The organism is Fictibacillus macauensis ZFHKF-1 (assembly GCF_000269865.1).
In the GTDB taxonomy this organism is placed as follows: domain Bacteria; phylum Bacillota; class Bacilli; order Bacillales; family Fictibacillaceae; genus Fictibacillus_C; species Fictibacillus_C macauensis.
On sequence record NZ_AKKV01000030.1, the window covers coordinates 42,514 to 56,788 of the forward strand.

Annotated in this window: 17 protein-coding genes; 5 read left to right on the forward strand and 12 right to left on the reverse strand. The window is 38.7% G+C overall.

What is annotated here, in order from left to right:
* Positions 1–4: 4 nt before the first annotated feature.
* Together A374_RS13395 and A374_RS13400 are read right to left on the reverse strand one after the other, a co-directional pair.
* On the reverse strand, positions 5–883 hold the full coding sequence (locus A374_RS13395) for a YihY/virulence factor BrkB family protein (RefSeq protein ID WP_007202761.1): 879 nt from the start codon (positions 881–883) through the stop codon (positions 5–7).
* Between the two features lie 27 nt (positions 884–910).
* Positions 911–1,288, reverse strand: coding sequence for a YtxH domain-containing protein (locus A374_RS13400; protein ID WP_007202762.1), 378 nt, complete (start codon positions 1,286–1,288; stop codon positions 911–913).
* 163 nt (positions 1,289–1,451) lie between these two features.
* On the opposite strand from A374_RS13400, the gene A374_RS13405 reads away from it, so the two are divergent.
* Positions 1,452–1,706 (forward strand): GlsB/YeaQ/YmgE family stress response membrane protein, encoded by a 255-nt coding sequence (locus A374_RS13405; protein WP_007202763.1) that lies wholly within the window; start codon positions 1,452–1,454, stop codon positions 1,704–1,706.
* Positions 1,707–1,753: 47 nt separating this feature from the next.
* Here A374_RS13405 and A374_RS13410 read toward each other — a convergent pair whose 3' ends face one another.
* From A374_RS13410 to A374_RS13420, 3 genes are read right to left on the reverse strand one after another with little or no spacing between them, the layout of a single operon-like run.
* On the reverse strand, positions 1,754–2,182 hold the full coding sequence (locus A374_RS13410) for a GNAT family N-acetyltransferase (protein WP_007202764.1): 429 nt from the start codon (positions 2,180–2,182) through the stop codon (positions 1,754–1,756).
* Positions 2,183–2,192: 10 nt separating this feature from the next.
* Positions 2,193–2,663, reverse strand: coding sequence for a low molecular weight protein-tyrosine-phosphatase (locus A374_RS13415; protein WP_007202765.1), 471 nt, complete (start codon positions 2,661–2,663; stop codon positions 2,193–2,195).
* Between the two features lie 14 nt (positions 2,664–2,677).
* A complete protein-coding gene (locus A374_RS13420) occupies positions 2,678–3,085 on the reverse strand; it encodes a secondary thiamine-phosphate synthase enzyme YjbQ (protein ID WP_007202766.1) in 408 nt (135 codons plus the stop codon).
* Positions 3,086–3,172: 87 nt separating this feature from the next.
* Here A374_RS13420 and A374_RS13425 point away from each other — a divergent pair, with 87 nt between their 5' ends.
* On the forward strand, positions 3,173–3,904 hold the full coding sequence (locus A374_RS13425) for a DUF3050 domain-containing protein (RefSeq protein ID WP_162098299.1): 732 nt from the start codon (positions 3,173–3,175) through the stop codon (positions 3,902–3,904).
* 42 nt (positions 3,905–3,946) lie between these two features.
* Here the strand turns inward: A374_RS13425 and rsgA are convergent, their stop codons facing one another.
* Complete coding sequence (gene rsgA, locus A374_RS13430) at positions 3,947–5,008, reverse strand: ribosome small subunit-dependent GTPase A (RefSeq protein WP_007202768.1); 1,062 nt, start codon at positions 5,006–5,008, stop codon at positions 3,947–3,949.
* A gap of 357 nt (positions 5,009–5,365) precedes the next feature.
* Positions 5,366–7,765: an immune inhibitor A domain-containing protein gene (locus tag A374_RS13435; protein WP_007202769.1), complete on the reverse strand. Its 2,400-nt coding sequence runs from the start codon at positions 7,763–7,765 to the stop codon at positions 5,366–5,368.
* 505 nt (positions 7,766–8,270) lie between these two features.
* On the opposite strand from A374_RS13435, the gene A374_RS13445 reads away from it, so the two are divergent.
* Positions 8,271–8,687 carry a GNAT family N-acetyltransferase gene (locus A374_RS13445; protein WP_007202771.1) on the forward strand — a complete coding sequence of 139 codons (417 nt, stop codon included), beginning with the start codon at positions 8,271–8,273 and terminating at the stop codon, positions 8,685–8,687.
* 793 nt (positions 8,688–9,480) lie between these two features.
* Here A374_RS13445 and A374_RS13450 read toward each other — a convergent pair.
* Positions 9,481–11,379, reverse strand: coding sequence for an ABC-F family ATP-binding cassette domain-containing protein (locus A374_RS13450; protein WP_007202772.1), 1,899 nt, complete (start codon positions 11,377–11,379; stop codon positions 9,481–9,483).
* Positions 11,380–11,556: 177 nt separating this feature from the next.
* Here A374_RS13450 and A374_RS13455 point away from each other — a divergent pair, with 177 nt between their 5' ends.
* Positions 11,557–11,871 (forward strand): hypothetical protein, encoded by a 315-nt coding sequence (locus A374_RS13455; RefSeq protein WP_007202773.1) that lies wholly within the window; start codon positions 11,557–11,559, stop codon positions 11,869–11,871.
* Between the two features lie 37 nt (positions 11,872–11,908).
* On the opposite strand, the gene A374_RS13460 is transcribed toward A374_RS13455, so the two are convergent.
* Positions 11,909–12,688 carry a TIGR00266 family protein gene (locus A374_RS13460; protein WP_007202774.1) on the reverse strand — a complete coding sequence of 260 codons (780 nt, stop codon included), beginning with the start codon at positions 12,686–12,688 and terminating at the stop codon, positions 11,909–11,911.
* 218 nt (positions 12,689–12,906) lie between these two features.
* On the opposite strand from A374_RS13460, the gene A374_RS20925 reads away from it, so the two are divergent.
* Positions 12,907–13,077 (forward strand): hypothetical protein, encoded by a 171-nt coding sequence (locus A374_RS20925; RefSeq protein WP_169314001.1) that lies wholly within the window; start codon positions 12,907–12,909, stop codon positions 13,075–13,077.
* 67 nt (positions 13,078–13,144) lie between these two features.
* Here A374_RS20925 and A374_RS19575 read toward each other — a convergent pair whose 3' ends face one another.
* The 3 genes from A374_RS19575 to A374_RS13475 are packed head-to-tail and all read right to left on the reverse strand — an operon-like array spanning position 13,145 to position 14,274.
* The gene (locus A374_RS19575; protein WP_007202775.1) at positions 13,145–13,609 is read right to left on the reverse strand and encodes an Hsp20/alpha crystallin family protein; all 465 of its coding nucleotides are present in this window, start codon (positions 13,607–13,609) and stop codon (positions 13,145–13,147) included.
* 24 nt (positions 13,610–13,633) lie between these two features.
* A complete protein-coding gene (locus A374_RS13470) occupies positions 13,634–13,834 on the reverse strand; it encodes a spore germination protein GerPB (RefSeq protein ID WP_007202776.1) in 201 nt (66 codons plus the stop codon).
* Positions 13,831–14,274 carry a spore germination protein GerPE gene (locus tag A374_RS13475; protein WP_007202777.1) on the reverse strand — a complete coding sequence of 148 codons (444 nt, stop codon included), beginning with the start codon at positions 14,272–14,274 and terminating at the stop codon, positions 13,831–13,833. The genes A374_RS13470 and A374_RS13475 overlap by 4 nt, the downstream gene beginning before the upstream one ends.
* Position 14,275 lies beyond the last annotated feature (1 nt).

Genomic DNA, 14,275 nt, shown 5'->3' on the forward strand with positions numbered 1-14,275 from the left:
GATCTCAATCCACTTTTTCCTCTAAAAGCCCTTTAGCATAAACGCGATCGACTTTAAATTTATGGAGAATAGCATTTATTAATCCCCCAATTAAAATAACAATGCCTGTTAAGTAAAACCAAAGCATTAAGACGATAATCGCGCCTAAACTTCCATAGGTAGATGTAAACTTGCCAAAATGGTCCACATAATAAGCAAAACATAAAGAAACGAGTTGCCATAGCAACGTAGACACTACTGCTCCGTAACACACATCTTTATAGGAGAGACGCTTACACGGTCCCGTATAATATAAAATTGAAAAGACAATAGCAATAATCACAAAGCTAATAGCCCATCGTAACAATGCCCACATATTTAAAAAATACGTATCCAGTCCTAAATAAGAAAAAATAAACATTCCAATAGCCTTCCCAAAAACCGGAAGAATGAGGGCGACTACAATCGCAATAATAACACCTACTGTTAAGAGGATTGCCAACAGCCGCGTTTTCACAAATGAGCGACATTCCTTTACCCCGTATGCTTCATTTAAAGCCATGATTAAAGCGTTAACTCCGTTTGAAGCAGACCATAAAGCTGCAATGATTCCAAAGGACAGCAAACCATTATTTCTCGTTTCCAGCACCGCGTAAATATTGTCTTGAATGAGTTTACTCGATTGCCCAGGAATGACGTGATTCAAAATAGATAAGGCGTCCTCAGGAGAAATAAAAATTCCGCCCAATGTTAATAAGAAAATCAAAAACGGAAAAAGCGATAAAAGAAAGTAATAGGCGAGCTGAGCAGCTAAACCTGTAATTTTACTTTTTATAAAACTCTCCTTCATTTCTAAAAAGAAGGCTTTCCACGACAAATGCTTCAACTCTTGATAAAGTCTCATCTCCCACCTCGCGCCTTATAATTTCCTCTAACTTCGTTCTTTTGTTGTGAGCCTTTCGCCCATACCTTTAATTTCTGATGAAGCGGACTGTACCTGTTGAAGCACACCACGCGAATTTTTCTTTACATCTTCTACAGTAGTAGCTAGTTGCTTTACTTCTTCAACGACTGTTTCAACCGCAGATTGTGCTGTTTGAAGCGTTTGCTTCACATCATTGGCAACACTCTTAGGGTCCTGTTTAATTTGAGATGCTAATGAAAGTGTACGATCTTTCAGCCGCATCGTTGTATCTTTAACCCTTTGACGAGTAGAACGATCGAACATTGCAATTGCAGCTCCAACAGCTGCCCCCATTAGCATGCCACGAAAAAGCTTGCCACTTTCTTTTTTTTGTGTTTTTTCCATCACCTTGTACTCCCTTCAAGAATATCTATATCTAGAGATAAAGAATAATTACTACATTCCCTTGTCTTTAGTGCAAAAAACATATTTTTCTATTTGTTTAAATCTAAAAGTACTGGGGTAACTTAACGGTACAGCCTCATCAAACAAAAGGAGGAAACGAAAAATGGGATTTTTATGGGCACTTATTATTGGCGGAATTATTGGTTGGTTAGCTGGAATTATTATTGGACGTGACGTTCCTGGTGGAATTATAGGAAACATTATAGCAGGTTTTGTAGGAGCTTGGCTCGGTAGTATGCTATTAGGAACATGGGGACCAAGTGCAGCTGGTTTTGCGATTGTTCCAGCAATCATCGGTGCGATTATCGTTGTTGCAATCGTTAGTTGGATTATGGGTAGAACGAGAAAGCATACGTAATGAGAGAGAAGAAGCGACGTTCCTAACATGGAAGGTCGCTTCTTTTTTTATCCAAAATCTTTTTTGAACACCTTACTTACTTCTTTATAGTTCATTTTCTTTGTATAAAAGCGATGTGTATCATAGCGCTGTACCCCTGAAGAAAGAGCAAGACATTCGCAATTATTGTGAACAGCAAATGCCTCAACAAAAGATAACAATTCATAGCCATAGCCCTTTCCTCTCGAACGCTCTTCTGTTACAAGATCGTAAACCCATACATGCTTTCCATAATAAAGATTGGTTGTTATGGTAAAACCTATTACAGCTTCCAAGCGCGAATGATCATACAGTCCAAACATTGTATATCCAGAATGATGCATTTCCTCTACTAAGTTTAAAAACAAAGCTTCCGTTAAATGTGGACGTAATTGTTTCATGACCGAAAAAGCTTCTATCCATTGAGGTCGCTCACTTAATTCTGTAATGATTGCCATAACTCACCTCCTACAATTGGTGTTCTTGAGCAATAACAGCTAATAGTTCCTGACATCCGGAGACGACAAGTTCATATACTTCTTCAAAATTTCCCGTATAATACGGATCCGGTACATCCTCTACATGTGAAGAAGGAACGAAGTCCAGAAGGCGCGCAACATGTTTTGCAGAAATCGTACCAGCCAATTGCTGTAGGTCACCAACATTTTTGGCGTCCATCGCAATAACGTAATCGTACGTCTCTAAATCTTCCTTCTTTACTTGACGGGCTTTCAAGCCTTGTGTTGATATATTTTTTTCTTTCAGTAATTGTTGTGTACCTTTATGAGGAGGTTCCCCGATATGCCAACTTCCAGTTCCTGCAGAATCAACTGCAATTGACTCAGACCATCCTTTTTTGGCAACTAAATCTTTAAAGACTGCCTCTGCCATTGGTGATCGGCAAATATTTCCTAGACAAACAAATAAAACGTTAACCATCTAACCCCTCCATCTTACGCATCATCTTTTGTTACTTTGACATAATAATAGCGAGTACGCGGTCCGTCAAATTCACAAAAATAAATGCCTTGCCAAACGCCTAACAATAATTCACTGTCATGAATAATAACACTTTGCGAACTGCCAACGGTACTAGCTTTGAGGTGCGCAGCCGTATTTCCTTCAGCGTGACGGTCATTAGGGTGTTCCCACGGATATACCTCATCCCACCTCATCAACATATCACGCTTTACATCTGGATCGGCATTTTCATTAATAGTTATGCCAGCCGTAGTATGAACAGAATATACGGTTACTAACCCACTTGTAACGCCTTGCTCTTGAATGTATGCTCTAACCGTTTCTGTTATATCAAGCATTTCATCGCGTGCGTGGCTTTGAATTGTGAATTTCTGAAGCATACGAACTCTCCTTTACGTATTTGTCGTTACTGTAGTGATTACCACTCTTATTGTACATCAAACCTTATGGAAAGAAAGGACATAACTATGAAGACTTTTCCCATGGATCAATTTGATTCAACACAAGATACGATTTTACAGCATTCATTTTTTCAGAAGCTCTCGAAAGACGAACACCTTCAAATTTTTTTAAAGCATCAAGTATTCGGCACATGGAACTATATGTCTTTATTAAAAAGGCTGCAAATGGACTTGAGCTGTGTTACCCTTCCTTGGCTGCCACATCCTTATCCAGAGCACACCACTTATATAAATGAACTAGTTGCCCAAAAAGAAACGCATGGTAACTTGAATTCCTTTAAAGAATATGTTCGATTAAGTAAGGAACGTGGTGTGGATACAATGCCCATCGTTACTTATATTACACGTCTCCAAGAACTTGAGGATCCGATTCTTTCGCTACATGCACAAGAAATACCAGACAGCATTGCTACGTTTACAGAGAAAATATTAAAACTGGCAATGCACGGAAAAACGCATGAAGTAGCCGCTGTATTTTGTATTACTCGCGAAAAGTTTCTTCCACACTTTTTCTCGCAGATCAATGCTGTTCTTAAGAAGCATAACTTAAAACCGTGGCTAGAGCATTCAGACTTTATTATCAAACCCGACTTACAAAAAATAGAAAACCTTTTGAATACTTTATGCGGTGGCGATCCTGAAAAACTAACGGAAGCTTCTAATGCTATTCGCGATGCTTTTGAAGCACGCATTATTATGCTAGACGGCGTCGTTCATGAAATGGATCAACTTCAATAAAAAAACGAGTAAGGCTACAGTTAATGAGCCTTACTCGTTTTTTTATGGGCGATTGAGTCGCGTTCGATCACCGGTCATTTTTTTCCATTTCTTTTTAGCAGCAAGCTCGGCTCGTTTATCTTCTTTTCGAGCAAGATAAGCTAATTCACGCTGCAATTTAAGATAGCTAAAATAGCGCTGTTGTTCTAATTCTCCTGACTCTATAGCCGCAATGACAGCACATCCTGGCTCGTGTTCATGTCGACAATCCGAGAAGCGACATTGTACTATGAATTGTTCAATGTCTTGAAAGCTTTGACTAATACCCGAATCCGCTTCCCATAACTGAAGTTCTCGCATCCCCGGTGTATCTATAACCACACCGCCATTTTTTATGACGACGAGTTCTCGATGGGTCGTCGTATGGCGTCCTTTATCATCGTCCTCGCGCACTTGCTTGACCGCTTGTTTTTCTTCACCGAACAAAACGTTAACAAGGGTTGATTTACCAACACCAGAAGAACCTAACAGTGCAACAGATTGCCCTGGTTCAACATACGTTTTTAAATGCTCTATCCCTTGATTTTGTTCCGCACTAATCACATGAATAGGCACACCTAAAGCTACCGCTTCTACAGCTTGCACCTTTTCTTCAACATTAGGGCAAAGATCCGCTTTACTTAAAATGATAACGGGATTGGCACCACTTTCCCAAGCTAGTAATAAATAGCGTTCAATCCTGCGTACATTTAGATCTAGCGTGAGTGCATTCACAAGAAATACTGTATCTATATTCGCCGCCACAATTTGTTCTTCCGTCGTAACACCTGCCATTTTTCTTGAAAATTTACTTTTTCGAGGCAAAATTGCTACGATGGTTGCTTTTCCTTCCTGTAAACGAGGAGCTAAAACAACCCAATCGCCGACAGCTGGAAAATCATTGCGTGTCGCTGCCTCATGCCGAAGCTTCCCTGTAACCTCTGCTAATAGCTCTCCATAGGCCGTAAACACGCGATACATTCTTTTATGCTCTAAGGCTACTCGACCGACAATGTAGTCGCCTTCGTATTCAATGGAAAATCTCTCTTCTAACTCTGTTGTCCATCCTAATTGTTGTAAATCCAATAGTTATTCCTCCCATATTTGAGACAAACAAAAAAAGACCGTTCACATCGGTCCTTTAATCTGTACTGTCGATTTTGACACCCGTGTACTGTAATGAACAGCCCACCGATCTCTCATGGAAGTGACAACATACACTAAAAAGCGTAACTGCTCCGATGAGTGGGCTGTTTTATTAAATTATTTGCGTCGTTCACTCTAATAAAAATCATAAAACATCCCTCCTCCATATAATCTATTTACAGTATATGCCACAAAACTATAAAAGTAAACCGTTTTTTGAAAAAGATTCCTTTTCATGAAACCATCCACTAAGAAAAGCGCTCCTATTGCACAATAGGAGCGCTTTTCTTATGTGTATTATTTTTTACGAATCCACACAGATCCAGCAGAATTATCTTTCGCTTCACCTAGAATACGAATTTGTAATCCAAGGTTTGGCACTTTGCGACCAGCATCATTAATAACGCCGTCTTCTAAACTACCGTTATAATCTGTTTCGTCAATATATTGACGACCATCATCAAATGTCGTTACCCCATCAAGTCCTTTATAGTCAAACAGACCGCGTGATGGAGAATTGATTTTCCAAGCTGGTGCTTTGTCAAAAGAGAAAGCAGCATCAGCAATTTGGTAACGTGTAGAATCTTCTACAGTTGGTTTGCCATTTAATGTTCCAACAATTGCTTTTGGATGTGAGTCTACTACTCCTAGGAAACCTTCACCTGGATGTGGACCAGTCCAGTTATCTGTAAAGCTAGAATCTGCGTACCAAAGCATCATACCTGTGTTATATTTTACCCCACGTGACTCTTCAAGTGCTTTGTCTGCCCCTGCATAGTTACGCCATTCTAAATAGTAGTTATTTTCTTTTAAATCATATCCGTCAGAAACGATCGCACCTGCTAAAGTTAATTTCGGTGTACCTTCAGCATCATCAGCAAGGATCACTTTATCATCAGCTGTTACAGATAGGTTGTCCATTGCGAAACCTTTCATCGCTAAACCGCCATCTGTTACGTATTCAAATACTACTTTAATCTTTTGACCTTTATATTTAGAAAGATCGTATGCTTTATCTACCCACTCACCTTTTGTAGAATCAGCAGTTTTATCCGTATGCTCGTCACCATATACATCAAGCGTATCTGCAGAACCGTCTGCTTTTACAACTTTAATGTTCAAGTAATCGTAATCAGCTTCAATTTCATACAGCGATTTAAAGTTCAATGAAGCTTTCGTAGCGTTTGTTAAATCAAGCTCAGGTGTTGTCATCGTAGTATGAAGATCATCACCTTTTGTGCTGTAGTAATACTTTTGGCCAAATTTCGGCTCAATGTTTTTCACCTTTTTATTAGGTAAGTTAACACGAACGATGCCTGGTTTATCAGACTTTGTAACGGATTGATCAATCGTCGCTACCGTCCCTAAGCTATCAAGATCATTAAAATTCATCTCTTGAATGTTCGCCCAGTTTCCACCCATTAACTTTTGGAAATATTCTTTGTTTTGTGGAGAGAAGCTTGTTGGTGTTGTACCAGCAATGCGACCATTCCAGCTTCCGCCACTCATAATAGACCAAGAAGCTACTGGCTCACCATCGCCTGTGTATTGTGTGTCATACTCATCCGGAAGACCTAGGTCATGACCATATTCATGAGCAAATACACCAACAGCGCCATCTTCAGGCTCTACCGTATAATCATACGCACTCATATTCGTACCAGGAATTTTATAAGGTTGGTTCCCGATTACGGAGCGATGAGACCAAATCGCATCATTACCTAACTTTCCGCCGCCTGCTTCTTGACCAACACCTGCATGAATAACCATTAAGTGATCGATGATGCCGTCTGGCTCATTAATGTTTCCATCGCCATCAAGGTCTTTTGGATCTAATTTATCAAATTGTGAAACATCAAGTCCTTTTTTAACAGCAGCATTTAATGCATCTTTAATGAAATCACGCGGTCCAAGTGGCGCTTTATTATCATGACCACTTGCAGCATCATCACCATAATCCGCTGCTTTCCCTGGAACTGTTACCCAATCTGTTACCGTTCCATCTACAGTATAGCTACCACCTGATTGTTCTTCGTAAAATTGCTTAAACGTGTCCACTTTTGAACCATCAAACAACTCAAATTGTTGATTGCCAAATAACATTTTTTCATAGTGTGCACGGTTAAAATCTTTGGAGAACATATATCCTGGCTGTTGAACGATATTATTATGTTTGAAGTCTGAGAACTCAGCTAACAAAACAAGTACATTGTCTTTGCGAACTTCGCCATTGTATGGTTTCGCTTTTGCAGGCTCTACTTTCATCGTGCCATCAGATGATCCCGCAAATTGTGGTGCGCTTTTCATCTTAGTGTGTGATTTATTCAATGATTTCGATAGCTTTTCTTTTTGCTTACGCATAAAGTCTTTTGCTTTTAAATCAAAGTTTTTCTTGCTGTTATTAATTTGAAAAGCATCTGCACTTGTTTTAGCGTTCTTTTTCGCTATGTATCTTTGAACAGCAGCTTTCAGTTCTTCTTTGGAAGCATTTTTTGCAACAAGACCTTGATTTTTTAATGCTTTTGCTAACGCATCTTGATCAACAAGATTCATATCAATCCCGATTGATGGTAATACTTTTTCTCCGCCATTACTACTAGGTGATACTTCACTTGCATGCACTGCTGGTGACATTACTCCTAGTGCTAATCCTGTAATTAGGAGTGAAGACCCTGCTTTTTTTGACCATTTCCCCAATGTAACCCCTCCTGTTTTTTAAACCGCGTGAATTTTCTGTCTTTACATAAGATAGCATATCCAACAGAGATTGAGGATTGTACTTTAGGACTAAAAATAAGTGAATTTTACAAAATTTAAACAGTATTAAAGGCACTTTAAAACAAAATAAATATATGCATAAATTCAATTAATAGTAAATAATTACTATTAATACCTTTGCTGTAAAGTTACTTCTTTTAGAAAGTATGCCGACTTTTGTCCTTCTTTCACCAAGTTCTTCACTTGGTTTAATTACATTTTTACACTGTGTAGCGAATGCAACCCTTGAAAAAAGAGTGATTAAGACGTCATATTTGAAAAAAAGTACGTCGTTGTTCAAATGACTTGTTTCACTTACGAGGCATCCGCACCCTACATTTACCATTATTTCTAAATCATCTATACTTAAAGTACACTCTACCTGTCTATCGGCTTCAAAATCTATTTTCTTAAGACTACGATCACACGTTAAAGGAGAATCACGATGCAAAACTATAGTTATCAGACAACACCACCCACCCTAGAAGAATATAAGTATTTATGTGATGCTGTAGGGTGGACAGACTCTATGAATTTTGAGGCAGCAGAGCAATCACTGCAAAACTCTCTATATAGTTATACCGTTTATTATGAGAAGCAAATTATAGGTATGGGGAGAATTGTAGGAGATGGCGCAATCTATTTTTATATTCAAGACGTCGTCGTGCATCCAGCATATCAAGGACAAGGAATCGGTAAAGAAATTATGAATAGCTTGATGACGTACCTTCAACAAAAGGCCCCTAATCAAGCCTTTGTCGGTTTATTTGCATCAGAAGGCAAAGAAGCCTTCTACGAAAAATATCATTTTAAAAATTACACTCCTACTATGACCGGGATGTTTACTGTTATTTCAAAATAAGTTCCTTTCTGTCTCGCCATGCAAAAAAAAGATCTTGAGACAAAACTCAAGAAACTAGAAGACGAACGAAATAAATGACCCCTAACGCGGAGACGTTATGAAATATTTTCTATTATTAATTTCTATCGTCGTATACACGTTGGTGCTATTCTAAGACTCTGAGAAGAATGGACCATCGGACGAGCTCTCTAGAACACGCAAATAAGGGCTGATAAGATGATCTTATCAGCCCCTATGGATGGATTTGAAACTATTAAAAATAAAAAGTACGTTTAATAACCATTATTAGAAAGAAAATCGTCAAGATCGCATTGAGAAAAAAAAGAATGGATGTGACTAACTTAGCCGTTCGATTATGTTTATACATTCTAAAGAAATAGATTGAACGCATTGCAATATAGAACGACGTAAAAGTCAGTACTATAAGGGTTAAGGGTAAATCCATTATAATAGATTCAATTGCTTTCACGAATGCGTCCAGTTTGATCTCCTCCATATTTTTTTAGAGAACTATACCTGTTTTTTGAGATCGATAAACAACGATTCAACGTCACTGTTTTCAAACTCACGGACACAGCATCACAGGGTTCAATCTGTTTTAATTGCTGATGAAACAAACCGATCTGATGGAAGGATTCAATGGGCATGCGGCCGCTTGTGGGTTGAGTGACTTCTCTTCTTTAAAAGACAGGTTGGAACTTTTCGCGGACGCTCATCTTAGCGCAGCGGACTTACAAGCCAAGCTCAAAAAAAGAACACGGTCTTTTACAACCGTGTTCTTCTTTGCAAAAAATCATTGCTTATTCCGTTCAATTTCTTCAACAAGCTCAGAGAGCTCTTCCCATCGATTCATAGCTTCTTCAAGCGCCTTAGCCACTTCTTGCTGTTCACGGAACAAGCCATCAACAATTCCAAAGTCACTACCCGCACCATCAATTTGCTGTTGAATCGCTTCATGCTTCTCTTCTAAAGAAGCAATTCGATCTTCAATCGTATCCCATTCTTTTTGCTCTTTGTAGGATAATTTCTGTTGTTTCTCTTTTTTTGGTTTTTCAATTTCGCTAATTTTCTGTGGACGAATTTCTTGTGCCTCTTCTTGCTGCTTTTGCTCTAGATAGGAGGAATAATCGCCATCAAAACGACGGACAACCCCATCGCCTTCAAGCGCAAACAGATGGTCCATGGTACGATCTAAAAAATACCGATCATGCGAAACTGTAATGACTGCGCCCGGAAACTGTTCTAAGTAATCTTCTAAGACGGACAATGTTTCAATATCTAAGTCATTTGTCGGTTCATCTAAAAACAATACGTTCGGTTCACTCATTAACACACGCAACAAATACAACCGTCGTCTTTCTCCACCAGAAAGGCGAGAAATGTACGTCCATTGTGCACTCGGTGTAAATAAAAAGCGCTCTAACATTTGCGAAGCTGTAATCGCTTGGCCATCTTTTGTATGAATAACTTCAGCCACTTCACGAATATATTCAATAACCCGTAAGTTCTCATCCATCTCTTCATGATTTTGTGTGTAAAAACCTAATTGCACAGTACTTCCTGTTTCAACTGTCCCTTCATCCGGTTGGATTTTTCCAGCCAGCACATTTAATAAGGTCGACTTCCCTGTACCGTTTTTGCCGATAATCCCTAAACGATCTTGAGGCATAACGAGATAACTAAAGTCTTTAAATAACAACTTATTGTTAAATGATTTTGAAATACCTTCAATTTCTAATACTTTTTTGCCAAGACGAGTAGAACCAATGGAAACATCTACTACTTTTTTATCTTCAGGGCCTGTTTGTTCTTGCAGGGTATGGGCACGTTGAATTCTTGCTTTTTGTTTCGTCGTACGTGCTTTGGCACCTCTCTTTAGCCAAGCTAGCTCTCTTCGCAACAAATTTTGTCGTTTTTGTTCGGAACTGACTTCACGCTCTTGTCGTTCTGCCTTCTTTTCAAGAAACGTTTCATAATTCCCTTCATAGCTATACAGCATTCCTTGATCAAGTTCAATCATACGATTGGTCACTCGATTTAAAAAATAGCGATCATGCGTCACCATAAGAAGTGCTCCGCGATACTTTCCTAGAAAATCTTCTAACCATTCAACTGTATCGTTATCAATATGGTTGGTTGGCTCATCTAAGATTAACAAGTCAACCGGTTGAATTAATGCTTTAGCAATCGCAACACGTTTTTGTTGACCACCTGACATCGTTCGAACTTTTTGCTCTAAGTCTGTAATACCAAGTTTTGTTAGGATGGTTTTTGCCGTTGTGTTCGCATCCCAAGCATTCATTGCATCCATTTGTTGTTGCAAACGAAACAATTGATTTTGAAGCTTTTCATTCATTGAATCTCTCTCTAACTTTACAATCGCACGCTCATATTCTCTTTGAAGTTTCATGAGAGGGGCATCCCCAAAAAAGACCGCCTCAAGTACAGTATCCTCTGTTTCAAAAAAAGGAGATTGTGGTAAATACTCGATTTGAAAATCTTTTGCATGTAGAAGCTCACCAGCATCTGCCGATTCAATATTTGCAATAATTTTTAATAACGTTGATTTTCCCGTTCCATTTACACCTATGACACCAATCCGCTGTTTCTCACTGATTGTAAATGATAAATCATGAAACAATACTTTATCGCCGTAACTTTTCGAAAGATGCTCTATAGATAATATACTCATTGTCATTCCTGCCTCATACTATTAGTTATACGTCCTATTGTATCAAAGTTCAGCAAAAGGCAAAAATAACTCTTCTAAAATCTTATAAAGAAATGCACTTCCGGTAGGAAAAAACCTCCAAAAACGTTTAAAAATATGATTTAATTAAATAGTATAATAATGAAAGGTTGTGAACAAATGGATACTGTAGAAAAAACAGATACTACCGGGCAGTTATTGGGCGCTTTTTTCGGCTTGTTTACCGTTTTTTATCTTTTAGTAGCACTTTTTATTACCGTATTAGTCATTATTTTTATCTTTAAATCTTTTGGTTATATGAAACGAAAAAACCACCACGATCACATACGTAATGCCCTCTTACAACAATTAGTAGAGCTTCAGGCAAAGCAAAATAATAATACGATTACCAACACTCCCCCTGTAGCTCAACAAAGTTCAGAAAACCCAAGTGTAGAGTTAGCCAAAGAACAGGACAATAAACCAAACGAATAAAAAAACAGCACTGCTCCTTAGCAGTGCTGTCTTACATTTAATCACCATCTACAATATTGAAAATTCCTTTTAAAGCACTTCCTTCATCCTTAGATTGAGGAATCGCAGCAAATACACGGCTTGCTAAGCGGCTAAATGGAAGGGATTGTACCCAAACGGTTCCTGGTCCGCGCAATGTCGCAAAAAAGAGGCCTTCGCCACCAAACAGTGCTGTTTTTACTCCTTTTACAAATTCAATATTATACTCCACATCTTGAGTCATAGCGACAAGACAACCTGTATCGACCCGCAATACTTCTCCTGGTTGGAGTTTCTTTTCATGCAAAGTTCCTCCCGCATGCACAAACGCCATGCCATCTCCTTCGAGCTTTTGCATAATAAAGCCTTCGCCACCAAAGAAACCTGCACCAATTTTTCGTTGTAATTCAATGCCGATTGAAACGCCTTTAGCTGCTGCTAAAAAAGCATCTTTCTGACAAATGATTTTCCCATTGTAAACACTTAAATCCATCGGAATAATTTTACCTGGATACGGCGCCGCAAACGAGACATGCTTTTTCCCACTGCCCTCATTCGTAAACGTTGTCATAAATAAACTTTCTCCTGTTAACAATCGTTTACCTGCCGAAAAAAGTTTCCCCATAAAACCAGACTTTTGAGCAGATCCGTCTCCAAAAATCGTTTCCATAACGATATTTTCTTCCAACATCATGACAGCTCCAGCTTCAGCAATTACAGTTTCACTAGGATCTAATTCAACTTCAACAAATTGCATATCACTGCCATATATTTTGTAATCTATTTCGTGATTATTCATCATTTAGCTCCTTCGCTTTTTTCATACTCTATCATTTTTTACTTAAACTATACGATACATTCTTAAGTATTTCCTTTGTTTCTTACAAATTTAATAAAATGTTATGAATTTAGAGAATTTATGGAAAAGGCAAACCTTATACAACGTGTTCTCTCTTTTTTTTACCAGTGTAATCACTTTCCATTTTGGAAATTATAGGTGATAAAGGAGGGATTCAAATGACAAATGATAAAGATTGTGAAGGCCGAAAAGAATTTTATGTAGACATTGATCGAATGATTAATGAGGGTATGGGAGGAGGCTCCATTGCAAACGAACATGATTTAAAACAAATTACCTATTCTCCAGAAGTTGGTCCCGAGGAAGAACCTCCCATTAAACAAGAATAGTGCCCTATGAGATGTGAAGCGAAAATCACCCTATAAAAAAGCAATTTTCGCTTTTTTATAGGGTGATTTAGTCGTCAAAACGGCGAATGTCCACCTTTCGAGGCTTTTGTTGTTCTTCAGGTACACGTAACAACTTAACGTATAGAAATCCTTTCTTATACGTAGCTCCAATTGCATCGCTACGCACGCGATAAGGAAGAACTACCTCACGATTAAAGGCCCCGGATCCAAATTCCTCTCTCGTAGGTTTATACTTACCTCCGACTAAATGTGTTTTACCTTTTAGATGGATAGAGCGATCATCCACATATACGTCAACATCTTCTGCTTTATCTAGCCCCGGGATTGCAGCAATACATAACAATTCATTACCTGCTTCATATATATTAACAGCCGGAAAATCAACGTCTTCTTTTTCATTTCTATGCTCCGATTGTGCTTGCTCCGGTTGCTGATACGGTCCAAAAAAGTTTTGTCCAAGATATTGATCAGCAAATTTCTTCCACTCCATCATTTGTTTCCAAGAATCCATATCCAGTACCTCCTTTCTTTGTCATTATGAAGGAGCTGGAAGCTGAACGGTTTGTGGCAATGGCGGCGATATTGGTGGAGCTGCTCCTGTATAAGCCCCCGTATTGTAAAGATTAGATACCGGACGAATCATACCCGCACTTCCGATTTGCATAACGGAGGAGTTCTGAATGCCTTGAACTTTTAATTGATAAATGGTAATTGTTTGATTGACAAATAAATTCATTCCTCCTCCTCCTTTGTACTAGCATCTCGCGCAAAAGGAACAATCGCTAAACTATTAGTATCTGGGTTACTTTCATACTCACGAATTTGCTTTACCCGTGCCTCCAAATCAACCTCACCCACATTTCCAACATGCAAAATGCCGCACGTGGACATCCCTATAATTCGAATCGAACCGACTTCAATGACAGGATAACGATTTTCGATACTCATCTGCACACCATTTGGTTGAGTGGGTTGTGGTCTTGGAATTTGAAAAGTTTGATAATTTGCAAAATCAACCTTTTTTACTAACTCTTGCGAAAAGGTTGGCGTGAATTTTTGCAGAGCAATGGCTCTAGCTTGGGAACGAATTTCTCCCGTGTCACCTACATTGACAACGGAAGATAAAAGAACCGAATTAAGCTTTATGTGCTGTACTTGAGCTAATCTCGGTAACATA

Bases quoted from the DNA above. Each gene is read 5' to 3' on its own strand.
- A374_RS13395 (WP_007202761.1), bottom strand. From the start codon at position 883: ATGAGACTTTATCAAGAGTTGAAGCATTTGTCGTGGAAAGCCTTCTTT.
- A374_RS13400 (WP_007202762.1), bottom strand. From the start codon at position 1,288: ATGGAAAAAACACAAAAAAAAGAAAGTGGCAAGCTTTTTCGTGGCATG.
- A374_RS13405 (WP_007202763.1), top strand. From the start codon at position 1,452: ATGGGATTTTTATGGGCACTTATTATTGGCGGAATTATTGGTTGGTTA.
- A374_RS13410 (WP_007202764.1), bottom strand. From the start codon at position 2,182: ATGGCAATCATTACAGAATTAAGTGAGCGACCTCAATGGATAGAAGCT.
- A374_RS13415 (WP_007202765.1), bottom strand. From the start codon at position 2,663: ATGGTTAACGTTTTATTTGTTTGTCTAGGAAATATTTGCCGATCACCA.
- A374_RS13420 (WP_007202766.1), bottom strand. From the start codon at position 3,085: ATGCTTCAGAAATTCACAATTCAAAGCCACGCACGCGATGAAATGCTT.
- A374_RS13425 (WP_162098299.1), top strand. From the start codon at position 3,173: ATGAAGACTTTTCCCATGGATCAATTTGATTCAACACAAGATACGATT.
- A374_RS13445 (WP_007202771.1), top strand. From the start codon at position 8,271: ATGCAAAACTATAGTTATCAGACAACACCACCCACCCTAGAAGAATAT.
- A374_RS13450 (WP_007202772.1), bottom strand. From the start codon at position 11,379: ATGAGTATATTATCTATAGAGCATCTTTCGAAAAGTTACGGCGATAAA.
- A374_RS13455 (WP_007202773.1), top strand. From the start codon at position 11,557: ATGGATACTGTAGAAAAAACAGATACTACCGGGCAGTTATTGGGCGCT.
- A374_RS13460 (WP_007202774.1), bottom strand. From the start codon at position 12,688: ATGAATAATCACGAAATAGATTACAAAATATATGGCAGTGATATGCAA.
- A374_RS20925 (WP_169314001.1), top strand. From the start codon at position 12,907: ATGACAAATGATAAAGATTGTGAAGGCCGAAAAGAATTTTATGTAGAC.
- A374_RS19575 (WP_007202775.1), bottom strand. From the start codon at position 13,609: ATGGATTCTTGGAAACAAATGATGGAGTGGAAGAAATTTGCTGATCAA.
- A374_RS13470 (WP_007202776.1), bottom strand. From the start codon at position 13,834: ATGAATTTATTTGTCAATCAAACAATTACCATTTATCAATTAAAAGTT.
- A374_RS13475 (WP_007202777.1), bottom strand. From the start codon at position 14,274: ATGTTACCGAGATTAGCTCAAGTACAGCACATAAAGCTTAATTCGGTT.